Origin of the sequence: Amycolatopsis sp. NPDC005232 (assembly GCF_040607795.1) — a bacterium.
Taxonomy (GTDB): domain Bacteria; phylum Actinomycetota; class Actinomycetes; order Mycobacteriales; family Pseudonocardiaceae; genus Amycolatopsis.
The window spans coordinates 111,167-128,800 of record NZ_JBEXHL010000027.1 but is presented as its reverse complement, the minus strand read 5'-3'; the positions used below and the strand labels follow the sequence as shown (position 1 = coordinate 128,800).

Annotated in this window: 31 protein-coding genes; all 31 read right to left on the bottom strand. The window is 67.5% G+C overall.

Translation table 11 applies throughout. From position 1 onward, the window contains the following. Window positions 1-30: 30 nt before the first annotated feature. Window positions 31-705 carry an alpha/beta hydrolase family protein gene (locus tag ABZU76_RS37370; protein ID WP_354878513.1) on the bottom strand — a complete coding sequence of 225 codons (675 nt, stop codon included), beginning with the start codon at window positions 703-705 and terminating at the stop codon, window positions 31-33. A 112-nt stretch (window positions 706-817) separates the two neighbouring features. Continuing rightward, entirely contained in the window at window positions 818-1,447 is a 630-nt protein-coding gene (locus ABZU76_RS37365) for a class I SAM-dependent methyltransferase (protein WP_354878510.1), read from the bottom strand. A gap of 11 nt (window positions 1,448-1,458) precedes the next feature. Further along, window positions 1,459-2,295 (bottom strand): tRNA pseudouridine(38-40) synthase TruA, encoded by an 837-nt coding sequence (gene truA, locus ABZU76_RS37360; protein WP_354878507.1) that lies wholly within the window; start codon window positions 2,293-2,295, stop codon window positions 1,459-1,461. Window positions 2,296-2,368: 73 nt separating this feature from the next. Then, window positions 2,369-2,938, bottom strand: a complete 570-nt coding sequence (gene rplQ / locus ABZU76_RS37355; RefSeq protein WP_220246099.1) for a 50S ribosomal protein L17 — start codon at window positions 2,936-2,938, stop codon at window positions 2,369-2,371. Between the two features lie 43 nt (window positions 2,939-2,981). Further along, window positions 2,982-4,055: a DNA-directed RNA polymerase subunit alpha gene (locus tag ABZU76_RS37350; protein WP_220246098.1), complete on the bottom strand. Its 1,074-nt coding sequence runs from the start codon at window positions 4,053-4,055 to the stop codon at window positions 2,982-2,984. A 174-nt stretch (window positions 4,056-4,229) separates the two neighbouring features. Then, entirely contained in the window at window positions 4,230-4,835 is a 606-nt protein-coding gene (gene rpsD / locus ABZU76_RS37345) for a 30S ribosomal protein S4 (RefSeq protein ID WP_220246097.1), read from the bottom strand. A gap of 23 nt (window positions 4,836-4,858) precedes the next feature. Beyond that, window positions 4,859-5,266 carry a 30S ribosomal protein S11 gene (rpsK, locus tag ABZU76_RS37340; protein WP_004558885.1) on the bottom strand — a complete coding sequence of 136 codons (408 nt, stop codon included), beginning with the start codon at window positions 5,264-5,266 and terminating at the stop codon, window positions 4,859-4,861. 18 nt (window positions 5,267-5,284) lie between these two features. After that, window positions 5,285-5,470, bottom strand: coding sequence for a hypothetical protein (locus ABZU76_RS37335; RefSeq protein WP_354878502.1), 186 nt, complete (start codon window positions 5,468-5,470; stop codon window positions 5,285-5,287). Next, window positions 5,467-5,847 (bottom strand): 30S ribosomal protein S13, encoded by a 381-nt coding sequence (rpsM, locus tag ABZU76_RS37330; protein ID WP_220246095.1) that lies wholly within the window; start codon window positions 5,845-5,847, stop codon window positions 5,467-5,469. Before rpsM ends, ABZU76_RS37335 begins: the two co-directional genes overlap by 4 nt. Window positions 5,848-6,051: 204 nt before the next feature. Next, on the bottom strand, window positions 6,052-6,165 hold the full coding sequence (gene rpmJ / locus ABZU76_RS37325; RefSeq protein ID WP_004558882.1) for a 50S ribosomal protein L36: 114 nt from the start codon (window positions 6,163-6,165) through the stop codon (window positions 6,052-6,054). A 37-nt stretch (window positions 6,166-6,202) separates the two neighbouring features. Beyond that, window positions 6,203-6,424 carry a translation initiation factor IF-1 gene (infA, locus tag ABZU76_RS37320; RefSeq protein ID WP_004558881.1) on the bottom strand — a complete coding sequence of 74 codons (222 nt, stop codon included), beginning with the start codon at window positions 6,422-6,424 and terminating at the stop codon, window positions 6,203-6,205. A gap of 328 nt (window positions 6,425-6,752) precedes the next feature. Beyond that, on the bottom strand, window positions 6,753-7,529 hold the full coding sequence (map, locus tag ABZU76_RS37315) for a type I methionyl aminopeptidase (RefSeq protein WP_354878498.1): 777 nt from the start codon (window positions 7,527-7,529) through the stop codon (window positions 6,753-6,755). 44 nt (window positions 7,530-7,573) lie between these two features. After that, window positions 7,574-8,128: an adenylate kinase gene (locus ABZU76_RS37310; protein WP_354878496.1), complete on the bottom strand. Its 555-nt coding sequence runs from the start codon at window positions 8,126-8,128 to the stop codon at window positions 7,574-7,576. Then, window positions 8,125-9,432: a preprotein translocase subunit SecY gene (gene secY / locus ABZU76_RS37305; RefSeq protein WP_354878543.1), complete on the bottom strand. Its 1,308-nt coding sequence runs from the start codon at window positions 9,430-9,432 to the stop codon at window positions 8,125-8,127. Before secY ends, ABZU76_RS37310 begins: the two co-directional genes overlap by 4 nt. A gap of 548 nt (window positions 9,433-9,980) precedes the next feature. Further along, complete coding sequence (rplO, locus tag ABZU76_RS37300) at window positions 9,981-10,427, bottom strand: 50S ribosomal protein L15 (protein WP_354878493.1); 447 nt, start codon at window positions 10,425-10,427, stop codon at window positions 9,981-9,983. Then, window positions 10,424-10,609, bottom strand: coding sequence for a 50S ribosomal protein L30 (gene rpmD / locus ABZU76_RS37295; protein ID WP_020643215.1), 186 nt, complete (start codon window positions 10,607-10,609; stop codon window positions 10,424-10,426). The genes rplO and rpmD overlap by 4 nt, the downstream gene beginning before the upstream one ends. Before the next feature lies 1 nt (window position 10,610). After that, window positions 10,611-11,258 carry a 30S ribosomal protein S5 gene (gene rpsE, locus ABZU76_RS37290; protein ID WP_220246091.1) on the bottom strand — a complete coding sequence of 216 codons (648 nt, stop codon included), beginning with the start codon at window positions 11,256-11,258 and terminating at the stop codon, window positions 10,611-10,613. Between the two features lie 31 nt (window positions 11,259-11,289). After that, window positions 11,290-11,691, bottom strand: a complete 402-nt coding sequence (gene rplR / locus ABZU76_RS37285) for a 50S ribosomal protein L18 (RefSeq protein WP_354878489.1) — start codon at window positions 11,689-11,691, stop codon at window positions 11,290-11,292. Window positions 11,692-11,693: 2 nt separating this feature from the next. Then, complete coding sequence (gene rplF, locus ABZU76_RS37280; protein WP_220246089.1) at window positions 11,694-12,233, bottom strand: 50S ribosomal protein L6; 540 nt, start codon at window positions 12,231-12,233, stop codon at window positions 11,694-11,696. A gap of 16 nt (window positions 12,234-12,249) precedes the next feature. Beyond that, window positions 12,250-12,648 carry a 30S ribosomal protein S8 gene (gene rpsH / locus ABZU76_RS37275; RefSeq protein ID WP_220246088.1) on the bottom strand — a complete coding sequence of 133 codons (399 nt, stop codon included), beginning with the start codon at window positions 12,646-12,648 and terminating at the stop codon, window positions 12,250-12,252. A gap of 82 nt (window positions 12,649-12,730) precedes the next feature. Then, window positions 12,731-12,916 (bottom strand): type Z 30S ribosomal protein S14, encoded by a 186-nt coding sequence (locus tag ABZU76_RS37270; RefSeq protein WP_220246087.1) that lies wholly within the window; start codon window positions 12,914-12,916, stop codon window positions 12,731-12,733. A 4-nt stretch (window positions 12,917-12,920) separates the two neighbouring features. Next, window positions 12,921-13,484, bottom strand: coding sequence for a 50S ribosomal protein L5 (gene rplE / locus ABZU76_RS37265; protein WP_220246086.1), 564 nt, complete (start codon window positions 13,482-13,484; stop codon window positions 12,921-12,923). A gap of 1 nt (window position 13,485) precedes the next feature. Further along, a complete protein-coding gene (gene rplX / locus ABZU76_RS37260; protein ID WP_204091700.1) occupies window positions 13,486-13,800 on the bottom strand; it encodes a 50S ribosomal protein L24 in 315 nt (104 codons plus the stop codon). 3 nt (window positions 13,801-13,803) lie between these two features. Continuing rightward, the gene (gene rplN / locus ABZU76_RS37255) at window positions 13,804-14,172 is read right to left on the bottom strand and encodes a 50S ribosomal protein L14 (RefSeq protein ID WP_004558867.1); all 369 of its coding nucleotides are present in this window, start codon (window positions 14,170-14,172) and stop codon (window positions 13,804-13,806) included. Between the two features lie 73 nt (window positions 14,173-14,245). Further along, entirely contained in the window at window positions 14,246-14,524 is a 279-nt protein-coding gene (gene rpsQ / locus ABZU76_RS37250) for a 30S ribosomal protein S17 (protein WP_220246085.1), read from the bottom strand. Then, window positions 14,521-14,766 (bottom strand): 50S ribosomal protein L29, encoded by a 246-nt coding sequence (rpmC, locus tag ABZU76_RS37245; protein WP_220246084.1) that lies wholly within the window; start codon window positions 14,764-14,766, stop codon window positions 14,521-14,523. Before rpmC ends, rpsQ begins: the two co-directional genes overlap by 4 nt. Beyond that, window positions 14,766-15,185 (bottom strand): 50S ribosomal protein L16, encoded by a 420-nt coding sequence (rplP, locus tag ABZU76_RS37240; protein WP_004558864.1) that lies wholly within the window; start codon window positions 15,183-15,185, stop codon window positions 14,766-14,768. The genes rpmC and rplP overlap by 1 nt, the downstream gene beginning before the upstream one ends. A 3-nt stretch (window positions 15,186-15,188) precedes the next feature. After that, the gene (gene rpsC, locus ABZU76_RS37235; protein ID WP_220246083.1) at window positions 15,189-16,043 is read right to left on the bottom strand and encodes a 30S ribosomal protein S3; all 855 of its coding nucleotides are present in this window, start codon (window positions 16,041-16,043) and stop codon (window positions 15,189-15,191) included. Continuing rightward, window positions 16,043-16,462 (bottom strand): 50S ribosomal protein L22, encoded by a 420-nt coding sequence (rplV, locus tag ABZU76_RS37230; protein WP_220246082.1) that lies wholly within the window; start codon window positions 16,460-16,462, stop codon window positions 16,043-16,045. Before rplV ends, rpsC begins: the two co-directional genes overlap by 1 nt. Before the next feature lie 31 nt (window positions 16,463-16,493). Continuing rightward, window positions 16,494-16,775, bottom strand: a complete 282-nt coding sequence (gene rpsS / locus ABZU76_RS37225; RefSeq protein ID WP_153035997.1) for a 30S ribosomal protein S19 — start codon at window positions 16,773-16,775, stop codon at window positions 16,494-16,496. Window positions 16,776-16,793: 18 nt separating this feature from the next. Then, window positions 16,794-17,630 carry a 50S ribosomal protein L2 gene (gene rplB, locus ABZU76_RS37220; protein WP_354878480.1) on the bottom strand — a complete coding sequence of 279 codons (837 nt, stop codon included), beginning with the start codon at window positions 17,628-17,630 and terminating at the stop codon, window positions 16,794-16,796. Between the last annotated feature and the right edge of the window lie 4 nt (window positions 17,631-17,634).

Below are 17,634 nucleotides of genomic sequence, written 5' to 3'. Positions count from 1 at the left end.
TCGACACGTTCGAGGAGGCCTTCGCTTTGTTCAGATCAGTAGCTCGGCGACGGCACCCGGGGCCTCCCGCATCGCGTTGTGGGCGGTCGGGAGGTCATGGACGCGCCAGCCCGGATCGGCTTGGAGCCGGGCGCGGAGTCCGGCGAAGGGGGTGCCGTCTTCCCAGCCGGAGCAGTAGACGAAGTCGCGCCGGGGCACGCGATCGACGACGCCGGTGAGCCGGATCGTTTGCACGAGGGAGGCCAGCGGGTGGGGCCGGCGGCGGGGATCGCCGCCGTGCGGGGCGCGGAAGGGCGGATGGACGGTGTGGCCCGTGTCGGCCGCACCGGCCACGAAGGACTGCCGGTAGGCGTCGGTGGTCAACGACCAGCACGACTCGCCATCGCGCGGAACGTAGGCGTCGAGGTGAACCAGACGCGAGACGCTGCCGCCCGCGCGGTCGGCAGCGGCGGAGATCACCATCCCGCCGTAGCTGTGGCCGACCAGTGTCGCGTCGGTGATCCGGGCGCGATCCAGGAGGCTCACGACGTCGTCGGCGTGGGTGTCGAGGTTGGCGCTCGCAACCGTCGTGTCGTCATCGTCGGGCCGCAATCCCGTCAGGGTCAGGGCGTGGACGGTGTGACCGGCACGCTCCAGCAGCGGGATGACCGACTCGAACGTCCAGGAACCGTGCCACGCACCGGGCACGAGGACGAACGTCGCCATGGCAAATCTCCTTCTTGGCTCGCGAGCGAGGACCACCCCAGGTCATCACCCCCGCGGCGTGGCGCGCCACCGATAGGCCGCCCCTTGATGCCCGTACGCCGCCACGAGTCCGCTAGCGGCGGGCCAGCAGGTGCGCGTCGAGGAAACCCCGCTCGGATCGCGGGTCGTGGACGAGGCGGGCGGACTCGGCGAGGCCGGCGTCGGCGAGCAGCTCGGCGAAGCGGTCGACCGGCCAGCTGTAGGCGGGTGCGACCTTGTGGTCGAAGCGGATCGGCTCCAGGCCGTCGGTCGCGAAGAACGAGACCAGCGCCAGGCCGCCCGGGGCCAGGACACGCGTCAGCTCGGCAAGCAGCGCGGGCACTTCCGCCGGCGGTGTGTGGATCAACGAGTAATGGGCAACCACGCCGCCGAGGGAGCCGTCCCCGAGCGGCAGGGCTTCCGTCCGGGCCTCGTCGAAGCTCAGCGCCGGGAACGACTTCCGGGCGTGCTCGACCATGCCAGGAGACAGGTCGAGGCCCCGGGCGGCCAGCCCCTGGTCGGCCAGAAACGCGGTGATGTGCCCGGGACCGCAGCCGATGTCGGCTACGCGCGAGTTGCCGGTCGCGGCAACCAGCTCGGCGAAGGTGCGGACCATGGTCCGCGTGAACGGCATCGTCTCCAGCTGCCGGTCGGCGAAGAGCGACGCGTACAGCTCGACGACGCCGTCATAGGCCGCCCTGGTCTCGTCCTGGTGCTCCCCCATGCGGAGAGAAGCTACAGGTCTTCGGCGGAGCGGACGTTGCGCGTCTGCTCCGCGCGCGCGGCGAGTTCTGCGTCCGGTGGGTAGTCCACGGCGGTGAGCGTGAGGCCGTGGGCCGGGGCGACGGCGCTGTCCCGCTTGCCGCTGGAGAGGACCTCGGCGGGCCAGGAGCGGGGACGGCGGCCGTCGCCGACCATCAGCAGCACGCCGACGAGGCTGCGGACCATGGAGTGACAGAAGGCGTCGGCGGAGACGCGAACTTCCAGCAGGTGCTCGTCGAGCCGCGTCCACTCCAGCTGCTGCAGCTCACGGATCGTGGTGCCGCCCTCGCGCTGCTTGCAGTAGGCGGCGAAGTCCTGCAGGCCGAGCAGGTCCGCGGCGGCCTCGTTCATCGCGTCCGTCGACAGTGGACGGCCCCAGGCGAGGGTGTCGTTGCGGCGCAGCGGATCGACGCCCCACGGCGCGTCTGAGACGCGATAGCGGTAGTGGCGGCGGATGGCCGAGAAGCGGGCGTCGAAGCCCGCAGGGGCGACGCGGGCGCGGAGCACACGCACGTCTGCGGGCATCAGCTTGTTCCAGCGGCCCGTCATGCGCGTGAGGTCCGGGATGCCGTGCGCGTCAACCGGCACGCGGCCGGGAGCACCGGGCTCCAGCGGGACGACGTCGACATGCACGACCTGACCCGTCGCATGCACCCCGGCGTCCGTACGGCCCGCGACGACCACGGACTTGGGCACGGACGCGCCCGGAGGCTGGCGCTGCAGGGCCGCTTCCAACTCGGCCTGCACGGTGCGCCGGCCGGGCTGGCGGGCCCAGCCGGAGAAGTCCGTGCCGTCGTAGGACACGTCCAAGCGCAGACGAACGAGCCCGCCCTCCCCGGAGGGAGTGGCGGGCTCGTCCGGTGTCGACTGTGCCGTCAGGACTTCAGTCCTTCTTGGCGTCCGCGTCGTCAGCGGCCTCGTCCGAGTCCGACTCGGCCGAAGCCTCCTCCGAAGCCGCGGCCTCGGTGGTCTCCTCGGCCGGAGCCTCGGCGACGGCTTCTTCCGACGTGGTCTCTTCGACCACGGCGGCCTCGGCCGGCTTCTCGTCCTTCGCGAACTTCGTGTTGCGAGCCCGCTCGGCTTCCGACGTCACGGTCTTCTCCGCGACCAGTTCGATGACGGCCATGGCGGCGTTGTCGCCCTTGCGCGGCATCGTCTTGGTGATGCGGGTGTAACCGCCGGCGCGCTCCGCGAAGTGCGGACCGATCTCGGCGAAGAGCTTGTGCACGACGTCCTTGTCACGCACGACCTTCTGCACCTGGCGACGGTTGTGCAGGTCGCCCCGCTTCGCCTTGGTGATCAGCTTCTCGGCCAGCGGGCGCACCCGGCGGGCCTTCGCCTCGGTCGTGGTGATCTTGCCGTGCTCGAACAGCTGCGAGGCCAGGTTGGCCAGGATCAGCCGCTCGTGCGCGGACGAGCCGCCGAGCCGGGCTCCCTTGGTAGGGGTGGGCATTGGTTCTCCTAGTTCAGCTGCACAGCTCCAGGCCTACGCGGCCTTACAGCTGCTCCGTCTCTGCGTAGTCCTGGCCATCGTCGTGGCCCTCGTCCGAAATCCCGCCGCCGATACCGGCGACGCTTCCCGACCAGCCCTCACCGTCGTAGCTGGCGGCAGCCGCGGTCGGGTCGAACCCGGGCGGGCTGTCCTTGAGCGCCAGGCCGAGACCGACCAGCTTCAGCTTGACCTCGTCGATCGACTTCGCACCGAAGTTGCGGATGTCGAGCAGGTCCGCCTCGCTGCGCGAGACGAGCTCGCCCACCGTGTGGATGCCTTCGCGCTTGAGGCAGTTGTACGACCGGACGGTGAGGTCCAGGTCCTCGATCGGCATCGCGTAGGCGGCGATGGTGTCCGCTTCCTGCGGCGAAGGGCCGATCTCGATGCCTTCGGCGTCGACGTTCAGCTCGCGAGCGAGACCGAACAGCTCCACCAGCGTCTTGCCCGCCGACGCGACCGCGTCGCGCGGCGTGATCGACGGCTTGGTCTCGACGTCCAGGATCAGCTTGTCGAAGTCGGTGCGCTGCTCGACACGAGTGGCCTCGACCTTGTACGTCACCTTCAGCACCGGCGAGTAGATCGAGTCGACCGGGATACGGCCGATCTCGGCGCCGGCCTGCTTGTTCTGCAGGGCCGGAACGTAACCGCGGCCGCGCTCGACGACGAGCTCGATCTCGAGCTTGCCCTTGCCGTTCAGCGCCGCGATGTGAAGGTCCGGGTTGTGCACGGTGACGCCGGCCGGGGGCACGATGTCGGCAGCCGTGACCTCACCGGGGCCCTGCTTGCGCAGGTACATGGTGACCGGCTCGTCCTCTTCCGAGGACACCACGAGCTCCTTGAGGTTCAGGATGATGTCGGTGACGTCTTCCTTCACCCCGGGAACGGTGGTGAATTCGTGCAGCACGCCGTCGATGCGGATGCTCGTCACGGCCGCGCCCGGAATGGACGACAGCAGCGTGCGCCGCAGCGAGTTGCCGAGCGTGTAGCCGAAGCCGGGCTCCAGCGGTTCGATGGTGAACCGGGAGCGGGTCTCGTTGACCGTCTCTTCGCCGAGAGCCGGCCGCTGGGAAATCAGCATTTTTCCTAATTCCTTTCCAGACGACGCCCGCCATATGACGTCGAAGGGATGGCGCGGCGGCGGCGCACTTCGGGCGCCGCCGCCCGTAACTCAGCCCGGAAGCTGTGTTACTTGAGTCTTCTGGGGCCGAGCCCCAGACCCGGGCCGGGGGCAAGCCCCCTGGACCCCCAAAAACTACTTGGAGTAGAGCTCGACGATCAGCTGTTCCTGAACCGGAACGTCGATCTGCGCACGCTCCGGCAGCTGGTGGACCAGCACGCGGAGGTTGGACTGGACGACCTGCAGCCACGCCGGGATGGGGCGCTCGCCGAAGGACTCCTTCGCGACCACGAGGGGCAGCATCGTGAACGACTTCGGCCGCACGTCGATGATGTCCCACTTGGAGACCTGGAAGGACGGGACGTTGACCTTCACGCCGTTGACCAGGAAGTGGCCGTGGCTCACCAGCTGGCGCGCCTGGCGGCGTGTGCGGGCGATGCCGGCGCGGTAGATCACGTTGTCCAGCCGGGACTCGAGGATCTGCAGCAGGTTCTCACCGGTCTTACCGGGACGCCGGACGGCTTCCTTGTAGTACCGGACGAACTGGCGCTCGAGAACGCCGTAGGTGTAGCGAGCCTTCTGCTTCTCCTGCGACTGCAGGAGGTACTCGGACTCCTTGATGCGCCCGCGGCCGTGCTGGCCCGGCGGGTAGGGGCGACGCTCGAAAGCCTGGTCGCCGCCGATGAGGTCAACCTTGAGGCGACGCGAAATACGCGTCGCGGGGCCGGTGTAACGAGCCATTTCTTCTTACTCCTCCCCGTTCCTCAGACCCGGCGCCGCTTGGGCGGGCGGCAGCCGTTGTGAGGCTGCGGGGTCACGTCCTGGATGGTGCCGACCTCGAGACCGGCGGCCTGCAGCGAGCGGATCGCCGTCTCGCGGCCCGAACCCGGGCCCTTCACGAAGACGTCGACCTTCTTCATGCCGTGCTCGGCAGCCTTGCGGGCGGCGTTCTCGGCGGCCATCTGCGCGGCGAACGGGGTGGACTTGCGCGAGCCCTTGAAGCCCACGTGACCACTCGACGCCCACGCGATCACAGCGCCCGTGGGGTCCGTGATCGAGACGATGGTGTTGTTGAACGTGCTCTTGATGTGCGCGTGACCGTGCGCAACGTTCTTCTTTTCCTTGCGGCGGACCTTCTTGGCCCCCGCCGCAGTACGAGACTTCGGTGGCATGTTCTGAGGGTTCTCCTGTTAGCGCGCGTTCTCTTGGTGAGCGGCGGCCGCTTCGGCCTGTCCGCGCCGGATGATCGACCCGGCGTCGGTGTACAGGTTGCGCAGCGCCATCGGGCGGGCGTAGAGCGCCTTGGGCGAGACACAAGCCGTGCCGCGACGGTTCCCGCCGCCCATCTGCACGACCTTCTTGCCCTTGAGGCTCACTTCTTGCCAGCCTTCTTCTTGCCGGCGACCGTCTTCTTCGGACCCTTGCGGGTGCGGGCGTTGGTCTTGGTCCGCTGACCGCGGACGGGCAGACCACGACGCCAGCGCAGGCCCTGGTAGGTGCCGATCTCGATCTTGCGACGGATGTCGGCGTTCACCTCACGGCGAAGGTCACCCTCGACCTTGAAGTTCTCGTCGATGTACTCGCGAAGCTTGATGAGGTCGTCGTCGCTGAGGTCCTTCACGCGGGTGTCCGCGTTCAGCTCGGCGGCGGCGATCATCTGCTTCGAGCGCGTACGGCCGATGCCGTAGATGTAGGTCAGCGCGATCTCCAACCGCTTTTCGCGGGGGAGGTCTACGCCAGCGAGTCGTGCCATGGGCGCTATAGCTCCTTCTTCGATTTCGTCTTCAGGTCTTCTCCCCGTCCGGTTCCGGAACCGACTCGCCTGTCGTGCCCGCCGCTTGCGCTGCGGGTGTCCCGGCCCCGGCCTGAAGTCCGGGGGTGAACCGGACCGCTCACGCGGCCCGGCAGGTGCGGGGAGGGTGTGTAGCCGTCAATCCGCTCTGCTGAAGTGCAGTGCTCAGCCCTGACGCTGCTTGTGACGCAGGTTCTCGCAGATCACCATGATCCGTCCGTGGCGGCGGATCACCTTGCACTTGTCGCAGATCTTCTTGACGCTCGGCTGGACCTTCACGTCTCCGACTCTCCTGCTTCTTCTCAGCTCTTCGTGATCACTTGTAGCGGTAGACGATGCGACCACGAGACAAGTCGTAGGGCGAAAGCTCCACGACGACCCTGTCCTCGGGCAGGATGCGGATGTAGTGCTGCCGCATCTTGCCGCTGATGTGGGCAAGAACTTTGTGGCCGTTCTCCAACTCGACGCGGAACATCGCGTTGGGGAGCGGCTCGACCACGCGGCCTTCGACCTCGATGGCCCCGTCTTTCTTAGCCATGTCCTCCGCAATCCCTGAATGCACGCTTGATGCACACAGCGTGATCGGTTTGAGCTCGAGTCCCTTGCTTACTGGGGTGCTGCTCCGGCACACTCCACCCCGACTCCGAGTGTTCGCGAGAGTTCACGAGCGCGCAGGAACCGGCGCGATGAGTACGCCGACTTGACAGAGTACGCGACTCGTGTCGCGACCCCCAAACGGGGGGTAACTGTGCTACAAGCCGGCGGTCGGGCGCCAGGGTTCCAGTATGCCTGAAAACGAGCCGACCGGCGAGAATCGCCTGGTCAGGTGAACTTTCCAGCCGGGTGAGTGGCAGTGCCAGCCCTCGTCAGTCCTCTTCGGGCGCGGTGAGCACCCAGGGACCGTCCTCGGTGATGGCGACGGTGTGCTCCCAGTGCGATGCGCGGGAGCCGTCGGCCGTGACCACGGTCCAGCCGTCCTCGAGCTCCACGGTCTCGCCGCCGCCCCCGGTGAGCATGGGCTCGATCGCGAGCGCCATGCCGACCTTGAGCCGCGGGCCCTTGCCGGGCTTGCCGACGTTGGGCAGGAACGGGTCCATGTGCATCTGGCGGCCGATGCCGTGGCCGCCGTACTCGAGGATCATCCCGTACTCGACGCCGTTGTCACGGCCCGCCTTCTCGGCCGCGGTCTGCACGGCGAACGAGATGTCGGTGAGCCGCCCGCCCGCGCGCACGGCCTCGATGCCGGCCCACATGGACTTCTCCGTGGCGGCGGACAGCGCGAGGTCCTTCTCGCTGACGGCGCCGATCGCGAGCGTCACGGCGGAGTCGCCGTGCCAGCCGTCGAGGATGGCGCCGCAGTCGACCGAGATCAGGTCACCGTCGCCCAGCACCTGCCGGCTCGACGGGATGCCGTGGACGATCTGCTCGTTCACCGACGCGCAGATCGACGCGGGGAAACCGTGGTAACCCTTGAAGGACGGCACAGCCCCCGCGTCGCGGATCGTCTGCTCGGCCAGCTCGTCGAGCTCGGCGGTGCTGACACCGACCTGCGCACGCTCGCGCACGGCGGCCAGCGTCCTCGCGACGACCAGCCCGGCCGCCCGCATCGCCTGCAGCTCGCCCGGCGTCTTGACCTCGATCATGCGCCCACGGCGGAGCACTTGCAGAACACGCAACCCTCCGAGATTCACGTGCGGTCGCGCAGCGCTTTCAGCACGCGGTCCGAGATCTCCTGCACGTCGCCCACGCCGTCGACAGCCACCAGGATGCCGGCGTAGTACTCCAGCAGCGGAGCCGTCTCTGACCAGTAAATCTGCTGACGGCGGCGGATGACCTCTTCGGTGTCGTCGGCGCGGCCACGGGCCATCAGCCGGGACACGACGACGTCTTCAGGCACCTGCAGCTGGATCACGGACTCGAGCGCGCAGTCGGCTTCCTTCAGCATCTCGCCGAGGACCTCGGCCTGCTTCGTGTTGCGGGGGAAACCGTCGAGCAGGAAGCCGGCCTTCGCGTCGGGCTCGGCGAGCCGCTCGCGGACCATCTCGTTGGTCACCGAGTCGGGGACGAGCTCACCCGAGTCGAGGTAGCGCTTGGCCTCCTGGCCGAGCGGCGTCTCCTGACCGACGTGCGCGCGGAACAGGTCACCCGTCGAGATGTGCGGAACCCGCAGCTGCTCCGACAGGGCCACCGCCTGCGTACCTTTACCCGCGCCGGGCGGGCCGACGAGAACCACACGCGTCACTTCAAGAACCCTTCGTAGTTGCGCTGCATCAGCTGGCTTTCGATCTGCTTCACGGTGTCGAGGCCGACACCCACCATGATCAGCACAGCCGTGCCACCGAACGGGAAGTTCTGGTTGTTCCCGCTGCCGGTGAGGGACAGGAAGAAGTTCGGGAGGATCGCGATGATGCCCAGGTACAGCGAGCCCGGCAGCGTGATGCGGCCGAGGACATAGCTCAGGTATTCGGCGGTGGGGCGGCCCGGGCGGATACCCGGGATGAACCCACCGAACTTCTTCATCTCGTCCGCACGCTCGTCGACGTTGAACGTGATCGTGATGTAGAAGTACGTGAAGAAGATGATCAACGCGAAGTACGCGAGGATGTGCACCCAGCTGCTCTGGTTGACCAGGTAGTTCTGGATGAAGGACTGCCAGCCGGAGTTGCTGTTCGGGTCGCCGATGAGCTGGCTGAGCAGCTGCGGCAGGTACAGCAGTGACGACGCGAAGATGACCGGGATGACACCGGCCTGGTTCACCTTGATCGGCAGGTAGGTCGATGTGCCGCCGTACATCCGGCGGCCGATCATGCGCTTGGCGTACTGCACCGGGATCCGGCGCTGCCCCTGCTCCACGAAGATGACGCTCGCGATGATCACCAAGCCGAAGATGACGATCATGACCAGGGCGATGCCGCCGCCGTTGCTCAGGATGTTGGCACCCTCGGTGGGGATGCGGGCCGCGATGTTCAGGAAGATCAGCACGGACATGCCGTTGCCGACGCCGCGCTCGGTGATGAGCTCACCCAGCCACATCATGACGGCCGTGCCGGCGGTCATCGTGCAGACGATCAGGGCCAGCGAGTAGACGCTGTTGTCCGGGATGATCTGCTGCTGGCAGCCCTGGAAGAGGGTGCCGCGGTCGGCCAGCGCGACAACGCCGGTGGCCTGCAGGATCGCCAGGGCGATCGTGAGGTACCGGGTGTACTGCGTGAGCTTGTTCTGGCCGGCCTGGCCTTCCTTCTTCAGCTCCTCGAACCGCGGGATCACCACGGTCAGCAGCTGGATGATGATGCTCGCCGTGATGTACGGCATGATGCCGGTCGAGAACAGCGACAGCTGGAGCAGCGCACCACCGCTGAACAGGTTCAGCAGCTGGTAGACGCCCTGCTGGTCGGCCTGAGAGCTACAGGCCTGCACGGCGGAGAACGAGATCCCCGGGGCCGGGATGGCGGCACCGATCCGGTAGACCGCGACGATGGCTAGCGTGAACAGGATCTTCTTGCGTAGATCCGGCGTCGCGAGAGCCGAGCGGAAGGCGCTGAGCACGCGGGGGACCTCCTCGGCGTCGTCGGCTGTCCTACCGACGATCGGCTTGGCCGGCACGAGGCCGGCGGGAACACAGCTCACTGGCAGGCAAGCCAGGAACGCCTCAGGGCACAGTGGTCCCGAAGCGTGTCGCCGACTCTAACAGCTTCACAAGGCGCGTCCGCAGCGCGTGTGCGTTTCCGTCTCAGCCGATCCCGAGACGCCTGGGGCGATGTCGCAGGTTGGACCGTTCGCACCCGAAATGATCACCTGTTCGGCCCCGGTCTTCGGTAGGTGTCCCGGTGGCCGCTACACCCTGGACGCACGGGTGCGGGCAGGGTTGCTTCGTTACGGGCCAACGGGATCGGGCCGCGGGCGCGAGTCCCGTGCGGGCGGCCGGAACGTCCTCAGTGGCCCTCAGCGGACGCGTCCGGCCCGCTCCGCGCGACGGCGCCTACCGCGGCCGCGAACGCGCGTACAGCGCTTGTGGACGAGCCCACACAACGACTCGGGCCCACCCAGCAGTGCGCTGGATGGGCCCGAGTCGTGTGTCAGGTGCTTCAGTTGCCTCAGTTGGCGGTGGCGGTGCCACCGGCGGCTTCGAGCTTCTCCTTGGCAGAGCCGGAGAAACCGTCCGCGGTGACGTCCAGCTTGACGCCGTTGAGGTCACCGTTGCCGAGAACCTTCACGAGGCTGCCCTTGCGGACGAGACCCGCCGCGACGAGCTCCTCGACGCCGACCGTGCCACCGTCCGGGAAGACGCGGGCGATGTCGCCCACGTTCACCGGCTGGTACTCGGTGCGGAAGCGGTTCTTGAAGCCACGCAGCTTCGGCAGCCGCATGTGGATGGGCATCTGCCCACCCTCGAAGCCGGCGGGCACGTTCTTACGGGCCTTGGTGCCCTTCGTGCCGCGACCGGCCGTCTTGCCCTTCGAGCCTTCACCACGGCCGACGCGCATCTTCTCGCGCTTCGAGCCCGGAGCCGGGCGCAGGTGGTGGATCTTGATGGCCGTCATGCCTGGACCTCCTCGACCTCCACCAGGTGGCGGACGGTGTGGATCAGGCCGCGCACCTGGGGGGTGTCTTCACGCACGACGCTCTGGCGGATCTTGCGCAGCCCGAGGGTGCGCAGCGACTCGCGGTGAGCGTGCTTCGTGCCGATCTTGCTCTTGACCTGGGTGACCTTGAGCTGAGTCATGTCACGCCCCCTGGCCCGCGCGCTGGCGCAGCATCCGGGCCGGAGCGACGTCCTCGAGCGGGAGACCGCGGCGGGCCGCGACCTCTTCGGGACGCTGCAGACCCTTCAGGGCCGCCACAGTCGCGTGCACGATGTTGATCGCGTTGTCGGAGCCGAGCGACTTCGACAGCACGTCGTGAACACCCGCGCACTCCAGCACCGCGCGCACCGGGCCACCGGCGATGACACCGGTACCGGCCGAAGCCGGACGCAGCAGCACGACACCGGCGGCTTCCTCACCCTGGATCGGGTGGGGAATGGTGCCGCCGACGCGAGGCACGCGGAAGAAGTTCTTCTTCGCTTCCTCGACGCCCTTGGCGATGGCCGCGGGAACTTCCTTGGCCTTGCCGTAGCCGACGCCGACCTGACCGTCACCGTCGCCGACGACGACGAGGGCGGTGAAGCTGAAGCGACGACCACCCTTGACGACCTTGGCGACGCGGTTGATCGTCACGACCTTCTCGAGGTGCGGGGTCTTGTCCTGGCCGGCCCCGCCACGGCCGCTGTCGCGCCGGTCCCGGCCGCCACCGCGGCGGTCATTGCGGTCGTTGCCGCCCTGACCGCCCGGTCCGCCCTGGCCGCCGCCGAATTGCCGCGTACGTCCCGGCATCAGGCTTTCCTTCCATTGACGAGCATCTGCATCAGAACTCCAACCCCGCCTCACGGGCGGCGTCGGCGAGCGCGGCGATGCGGCCGTGGTAGGCGTTGCCGCCACGGTCGAACACCACAGCCGAGATCCCGGCCGCCTTGGCGCGTGCGGCGACGAGTTCGCCGACCTTCGCGGCCTTGGCCTTCTTGTCGCCGTCGGCCGCCCGGACGTCCGCCTCGAGGGTGGACGCCGACGCCAGGGTGTGGCCGGCGAGGTCGTCGATCACCTGCACGGCGATGTGCCGCGAGGACCGCTTGACGACCAGGCGCGGACGAACCGGCGTGCCGTTGACCTTCTTGCGCAGGCGGAAGTGCCGACGGGTCTTCGCGACGCGGCGGCGGGTCGAGACATCCTTGCCGACCGGCTTGCGCTTCGTGGTAGTCGTGTCGCTCATGATCACTTACCCGTCTTTCCGACCTTGCGGCGGATCTTCTCACCCTCGTAGCGCAGGCCCTTGCCCTTGTACGGGTCGGGACGGCGCAACTTGCGGATGACCGCGGCGATCTGGCCGACCTTCTGCTTGTCGATGCCGGACACCGAGAACCGGGTGGGCGTCTCCACCTTGAAGGTGATGCCTTCCGGCGCCTCGATCTTCACCGGGTGGCTGTAACCGAGGGCGAACTCGAGGTCCGAACCCTTGGCCTGCACACGGTAACCAACGCCGTGGATTTCCATCTTCTTCTCGTAGCCGGCGGTGACGCCGACGACGAGGTTGTTCACCAGCGTGCGGGTGAGACCGTGCAGCGCCTTGGAGGTGCGCTCGTCGTCCGGGCGCTTCACCTGCAGGGTGCCGTCTTCACCGCGCTCGACGGTGATGGGCTCCGCGAGGGTGTGCTCGAGAGTGCCCTTGGGCCCCTTGACCTGAATGTGCTGACCGTTGATGGTCACGTCGACCCCGGAGGGGACGGCGACCGGCAGCTTTCCGATGCGTGACATGTCTGTGCCCCCTTCCTTACCAGACGTAGGCGAGGACTTCGCCGCCCACGTTGTTGCGCTTGGCCTGACGGTCGGTCTGCAGGCCACCGGACGTCGAGATGATCGCGACGCCGAGGCCACCCAGCACGGACGGCAGTTCGGTCGATTTTGCGTACACCCGCAGACCCGGCTTGGACACGCGCCGGAGGCCGGCGATGCTGCGCTCGCGGTTGGGGCCGTACTTCAGCTCCACGATGAGGTTCTTGTGCTTCTCGCCCGGCTCGTCGCGGTAGCCCGCGATGTAGCCCTCGCGCTTGAGGATCTCGGCGATGTTCGCCTTGATCTTCGAGTGGGGAAGCACGACCTCGTCGTGGTACGCCGAGTTCGCGTTACGCAGACGAGTCAAGAAGTCTGCGATGGGGTCGGTCATCGTCATGGTGACCTGTCAACCTTTCTCGCCTGGTTCCCCGCCCTCTCGGGCGGGGCCTGTGGCGAACTGGGAAATAGTTTCGAGCCTCTTACCAGCTGGACTTGCGGACGCCGGGCAGCTCGCCCGCGTGCGCCATCTCCCGGAGACAGATCCGGCAGAGCCCGAACTTGCGGTACACCGAGTGCGGCCGACCACAACGGTTGCAACGGGTGTAACCCCGCACGGCGAACTTCGGCTTCTTGGCGGCCTTGTGGACCAGAGCTTTCTTGGCCATCGGCTCAGTTCTCCTTGAACGGGAAGCCGAGCTTGCGCAGCAGCGCCCGGCCCTCGTCGTCGGTGGTGGCGGTGGTGACGACCGTGACATCCATGCCGCGCGGACGGTCGATGGCGTCGGGGTCGATCTCGTGGAACATCGACTGCTCGTTGAGACCGAACGTGTAGTTGCCGTTGCCGTCGAACTGCTTGCCGGACAGACCGCGGAAGTCGCGGATACGGGGCAGCGCGATGGTGAGCAGCCGGTCGAGGAACTCCCACATCCGGTCGCCGCGCAGCGTCACGCGCGCACCGATCGGCTGGCCCTCACGCAGCTTGAACTGCGCGATGGACTTGCGAGCCTTCCGGACTTCCGGCTTCTGGCCGGTGATCAGCGACAGGTCGCGGACAGCACCCTCGATGAGCTTGCTGTCGCGGGCCGCGTCACCCACACCCATGTTCACGACGACCTTCACGACGCCGGGAATCTGGTGCACGTTGGGGATGGAGAACTCCTTCTGGAGTTCGCCCTTGATCTCTTCGCGGTACCGGGTCTTCAGACGCGGCACCATCTTCTCTGCGGTGGTCATGTCAGATGTCCTTGCCGTTCCGGCGCGAGACCCGGACCTTCTTGCCGTCCTCGCCGATGCGGTAGCCCACGCGGGTCGGCTTACCGTCCGAGTCCACGACCATCACGTTCGACACGTGGATGGGCGCTTCCTGGGTCACGATGCCGCCGGACTGCGCACCACGCTGGGTCTGGGTGATCCGGGTGTGCTTCTTGATCCGGTTCACGCCCTCGACCAGCACGCGGTCGCGCTCCGGGTAGGCCTGGATGACCTTGCCCTTGGCGCCCTTGTCCTTGCCGGCGATGACGACGACCGTGTCGCCCTTCTTCACCTTCATGGCTTACAACACCTCCGGCGCGAGCGAAATGATCTTCATGAACTTTCGGTCGCGCAGCTCGCGGCCCACCGGGCCGAAGATGCGGGTGCCACGAGGCTCGTTGTCGTTCTTGATGAGCACAGCGGCGTTCTCGTCGAAGCGGATGTAGGAACCGTCCGGACGACGACGCTCCTTCACCGTGCGGACGATGACCGCCTTGACGACGTCGCCCTTCTTCACCCCGGCAGCCGGGATGGCGTCCTTCACGGTGGCGACGATGATGTCACCGATGCCCGCGTAGCGCCGCCCGGAGCCACCGAGAACACGGATGCAAAGGATTTCCTTAGCACCGGTGTTGTCGGCAACCCGAAGCCGCGACTCCTGCTGGATCACGTCAACTCCTGTATGTCGCGCTGGTTCTCGCTCGCGCGAGCCTTGCGGAACCAAGGACTCCGAAGAGCCCTGCTTACTTGGCCTTCTCCACGACCTGCACGAGGCGCCAGCGCTTCGTCGCCGACAGCGGCCGGGTCTCCATCAGGGTGACCCGGTCGCCCACGCCCGCCTCGTTGTTCTCGTCGTGCACCTTGACCTTGGTGGTGCTGCGCAGAACCTTCGAGTAGCGCGGGTGCTTCTTGCGGTCCTCGAGCTCGACCACGATCGTCTTGTCCATCTTGTCCGAGACGACGTAGCCCTCGCGCACCTTGCGGTAGTTACGCGCGAGCTTCTCGGTGGTGGGCTCGCTCATGCGGCACCTTCACTCTCGCTGTCGGGGGCCACGGACAGGCCGAGCTCACGCTCACGCATGACCGTGTAGATCCGCGCGATGTCCGTACGGACGGTGCGCAGCCGACGGTTGTTGTCCAGCTGCCCGGTCGCCATCTGGAAGCGGAGGTTGAAGAGCTCCTCCTTGTATTCCTTCAGACGCAGCACGAGCTCTTCCGCGGTGAGCTCACGAAGCTCCGAAGCCTGGGCGGCGCCGTTGGCCATTAGAACTCACCACCTTCACGGGTCACGATGCGGCACTTCATGGGCAGCTTGTGGATCGCGCGACGGAGCGCCTCACGGGCGGTCTCCTCGTTCGGGAACGAGATCTCGAACATCACGCGACCCGGCTTCACGTTGGCGATCCACCACTCGGGCGAACCCTTACCGGAACCCATGCGGGTTTCCGCCGGCTTCTTGGTCAGCGGGCGGTCCGGGTAGATCGTCGTCCACACCTTGCCGCCACGCTTGATGTGACGGGTCATGGCGATACGAGCGGACTCGATCTGCCGGTTCGTCACGTAGCTGTGCTCAAGCGCCTGGATGCCGTACTCGCCGAAGCTGACCTTCGTACCGCCCTTGGCGGCGCCGTGGCGCTTCGGGGAGTGCTGCTTCCGGTGCTTGACCCTGCGCGGGATGAGCACGTCTCAGCCCTCCGTCTTTTCTGCGGTCTCGGCAGCCGGGGCCGCCTCGGTCGCCACGGGTGCCGCGTCTTCGTTCTTCGCGGCGGCAGCAGCGCGACCGGCTTCGGTCGAGGTCGCCGTCGTGCCCGAGGCGCCGGAGCGGCGCGGGCGGGACGGACGGTCACCGCGGTCGCGGCGCGGGGCCCGCTCGGCAGCCGCGGCGGCGTCGCGCGCCTCGCGGGCCTTGAGGCCACCCACCAGCTCGCCCTTGTAGATCCACACCTTCACGCCGATGCGACCGAACGTCGTCTTGGCCTCGAAGAAGCCGTAGTCGATGTCGGCACGCAGCGTGTGCAGCGGAACCCGGCCGTCGCGGTAGTGCTCGGAGCGGGACATCTCGGCACCGCCGAGACGACCGCCGCACTGCACGCGAATGCCCTTGACCTGCGGCGAACGCATGGAGGTCTGGATCGCCTTGCGCATCGCGCGGCGGAACGCCACGCGGTTGCTCAGCTGCTCCGCGACACCCTGCGCAACGAGCTGGGCGTCGGACTCGGGGTTCTTGACCTCGAGGATGTTCAGCTGGACCTGCTTGGCGGTCAGCTTCTCCAGCGCGCCACGGATCCGGTCGGCCTCCGCACCACGACGGCCGATGACGATGCCCGGCCGGGCGGTGTGGATGTCGACGCGAACGCGGTCACGGGTGCGCTCGATCTCGACCTTGGAGATGCCGGCGCGCTCCATGCCCGTGGACAGCAGCTTGCGGATCTTCACGTCCTCGGCCACGTACTCCGAGTACTGCTTGTCGGCGTACCAGCGCGACTTCCAGTCCGTGGTGATACCCAGGCGGAAGCCGTGCGGGTTGATCTTCTGGCCCACTACCGGCCACCTGCCTTCTTCTTGCTCTGCGCCTTCTTCACGTCGGCCTTCGGACGCGACTCCACCTCGACGGTGATGTGGCTGGTCCGCTTGCGGATCCGGTACGCGCGGCCCTGGGCCCGCGGGCGGATGCGCTTGAGGGTCGGGCCCTCGTCGGCGTACGCGTTCTTGACCCAGAGCGTCTCCGGGTCGAGCTGAAGGTTGTTCTCGGCGTTGGCCACGGCACTGGCGAGCACCTTCGCGACCGGCTCGCTGGCCGCCTGGGGGGCGAACCGGAGCACGGCCAAGGCGTCGGCGGCGCTACGTCCCTTGATGAGCTCGATCACCCGGCGCACCTTGGTCGGCGAGTCCCGGACGAAGCGAGCCCGCGCGTAAGCCGTAGGCAGAGCCTCGACCGTCGCGTCGTTCTGGGCGTTCATCGCTACTTCCCTTGTCTTGTTTCGTGCCCGCTCAGCGGCGGCGCGACTTGCGGTCGTCCTTGATGTGACCCTTGAAGGTCCGCGTCGGGGCGAACTCGCCCAGCTTGTGACCCACCATGGCCTCGGTGACGAACACCGGGACGTGCTTGCGGCCGTCGTGCACGGCGATCGTGTGACCCAGGAAATCCGGGATGATCGTCGAGCGACGCGACCAGGTCTTGATCACGGTCTTCTTGTTGGCCTCGTTGAGCGCGTCCACCTTCTTGAGCAGGTGGTCGTCCACGAAGGGCCCCTTCTTAAGGCTGCGTGGCATGTTCTTCTACCTCCCTGCTCAGCGCTTGTTCTTGCCGGTACGGCGGCGGCGGACGATCATCGCGTCACTTGCCTTGCGGCGACGCGTGCGACCCTCGGGCTTACCGTTCGGGTTCACCGGGTGGCGACCACCGGAGGTCTTACCCTCACCACCACCGTGCGGGTGGTCGACCGGGTTCATGACGACACCACGGACGGTGGGGCGCTTGCCGCGCCAGCGGTTACGACCCGCCTTGCCCCAGTTGATGTTCGCGTGCTCGGAGTTGCCCACCTCGCCGACGGTCGCGCGGTTGCGCACGTCGACGTTGCGGATCTCGCCCGAAGGCAGCCGGAGCTGGGCGTAAGGCCCGTCCTTGGCCACCAGCTGCACCTTGGCGCCGGCGGAGCGCGCCATCTTCGCGCCGCCACCGGGGCGGAGCTCGATCGCGTGGACCACGGTGCCGACCGGGATGTTGCGCAGCGGCAGGTTGTTACCCGGCTTGATGTCGGCGCGAGGGCCGTTCTCGACGGTGTCGCCCTGCTTCAGCTTGTCCGGCGCGATGATGTAGCGCTTCTCGCCGTCGGCGTAGTGCAGGAGCGCGATGCGCGCGGTGCGGTTGGGGTCGTACTCGATGTGCGCGACCTTGGCCGGCACGCCGTCCTTGTCGTTACGACGGAAGTCGATGACGCGGTAGGCGCGCTTGTGGCCGCCACCCTTGTGACGGGTGGTGATCTTGCCCGACGAGTTACGACCGCCCGAACCGCTCAGCGGACGCAGCAGCGACTTCTCCGGCGTGGAGCGGGTGATCTCGGCGAAGTCCGAGACGCTCGAACCGCGACGACCCGGGGTCGTCGGCTTGTACTTGCGGATGCCCATTGTC

Bases quoted from the DNA above. Each gene is read 5' to 3' on its own strand.
- ABZU76_RS37370 (WP_354878513.1), bottom strand. From the start codon at position 705: ATGGCGACGTTCGTCCTCGTGCCCGGTGCGTGGCACGGTTCCTGGACG.
- ABZU76_RS37365 (WP_354878510.1), bottom strand. From the start codon at position 1,447: ATGGGGGAGCACCAGGACGAGACCAGGGCGGCCTATGACGGCGTCGTC.
- rplQ (WP_220246099.1), bottom strand. From the start codon at position 2,938: ATGCCCACCCCTACCAAGGGAGCCCGGCTCGGCGGCTCGTCCGCGCAC.
- ABZU76_RS37350 (WP_220246098.1), bottom strand. From the start codon at position 4,055: ATGCTGATTTCCCAGCGGCCGGCTCTCGGCGAAGAGACGGTCAACGAG.
- rpsD (WP_220246097.1), bottom strand. From the start codon at position 4,835: ATGGCTCGTTACACCGGCCCCGCGACGCGTATTTCGCGTCGCCTCAAG.
- rpsK (WP_004558885.1), bottom strand. From the start codon at position 5,266: ATGCCACCGAAGTCTCGTACTGCGGCGGGGGCCAAGAAGGTCCGCCGC.
- rpsM (WP_220246095.1), bottom strand. From the start codon at position 5,847: ATGGCACGACTCGCTGGCGTAGACCTCCCCCGCGAAAAGCGGTTGGAG.
- infA (WP_004558881.1), bottom strand. From the start codon at position 6,424: ATGGCTAAGAAAGACGGGGCCATCGAGGTCGAAGGCCGCGTGGTCGAG.
- map (WP_354878498.1), bottom strand. From the start codon at position 7,529: ATGATCGAGGTCAAGACGCCGGGCGAGCTGCAGGCGATGCGGGCGGCC.
- rplO (WP_354878493.1), bottom strand. From the start codon at position 10,427: ATGACGGCCATCAAGATCCACCACCTGCGCCCGGCTCCGGGCTCGAAG.
- rpmD (WP_020643215.1), bottom strand. From the start codon at position 10,609: ATGACTCAGCTCAAGGTCACCCAGGTCAAGAGCAAGATCGGCACGAAG.
- rpsE (WP_220246091.1), bottom strand. From the start codon at position 11,258: ATGCCGGGACGTACGCGGCAATTCGGCGGCGGCCAGGGCGGACCGGGC.
- rplR (WP_354878489.1), bottom strand. From the start codon at position 11,691: ATGAGCGACACGACTACCACGAAGCGCAAGCCGGTCGGCAAGGATGTC.
- rplF (WP_220246089.1), bottom strand. From the start codon at position 12,233: ATGTCACGCATCGGAAAGCTGCCGGTCGCCGTCCCCTCCGGGGTCGAC.
- rpsH (WP_220246088.1), bottom strand. From the start codon at position 12,648: ATGACGATGACCGACCCCATCGCAGACTTCTTGACTCGTCTGCGTAAC.
- ABZU76_RS37270 (WP_220246087.1), bottom strand. From the start codon at position 12,916: ATGGCCAAGAAAGCTCTGGTCCACAAGGCCGCCAAGAAGCCGAAGTTC.
- rplE (WP_220246086.1), bottom strand. From the start codon at position 13,484: ATGACCACCGCAGAGAAGATGGTGCCGCGTCTGAAGACCCGGTACCGC.
- rplX (WP_204091700.1), bottom strand. From the start codon at position 13,800: ATGAAGGTGAAGAAGGGCGACACGGTCGTCGTCATCGCCGGCAAGGAC.
- rpsQ (WP_220246085.1), bottom strand. From the start codon at position 14,524: ATGAGCGAGCCCACCACCGAGAAGCTCGCGCGTAACTACCGCAAGGTG.
- rpmC (WP_220246084.1), bottom strand. From the start codon at position 14,766: ATGGCCAACGGCGCCGCCCAGGCTTCGGAGCTTCGTGAGCTCACCGCG.
- rplV (WP_220246082.1), bottom strand. From the start codon at position 16,462: ATGAACGCCCAGAACGACGCGACGGTCGAGGCTCTGCCTACGGCTTAC.
- rpsS (WP_153035997.1), bottom strand. From the start codon at position 16,775: ATGCCACGCAGCCTTAAGAAGGGGCCCTTCGTGGACGACCACCTGCTC.
- rplB (WP_354878480.1), bottom strand. From the start codon at position 17,630: ATGGGCATCCGCAAGTACAAGCCGACGACCCCGGGTCGTCGCGGTTCG.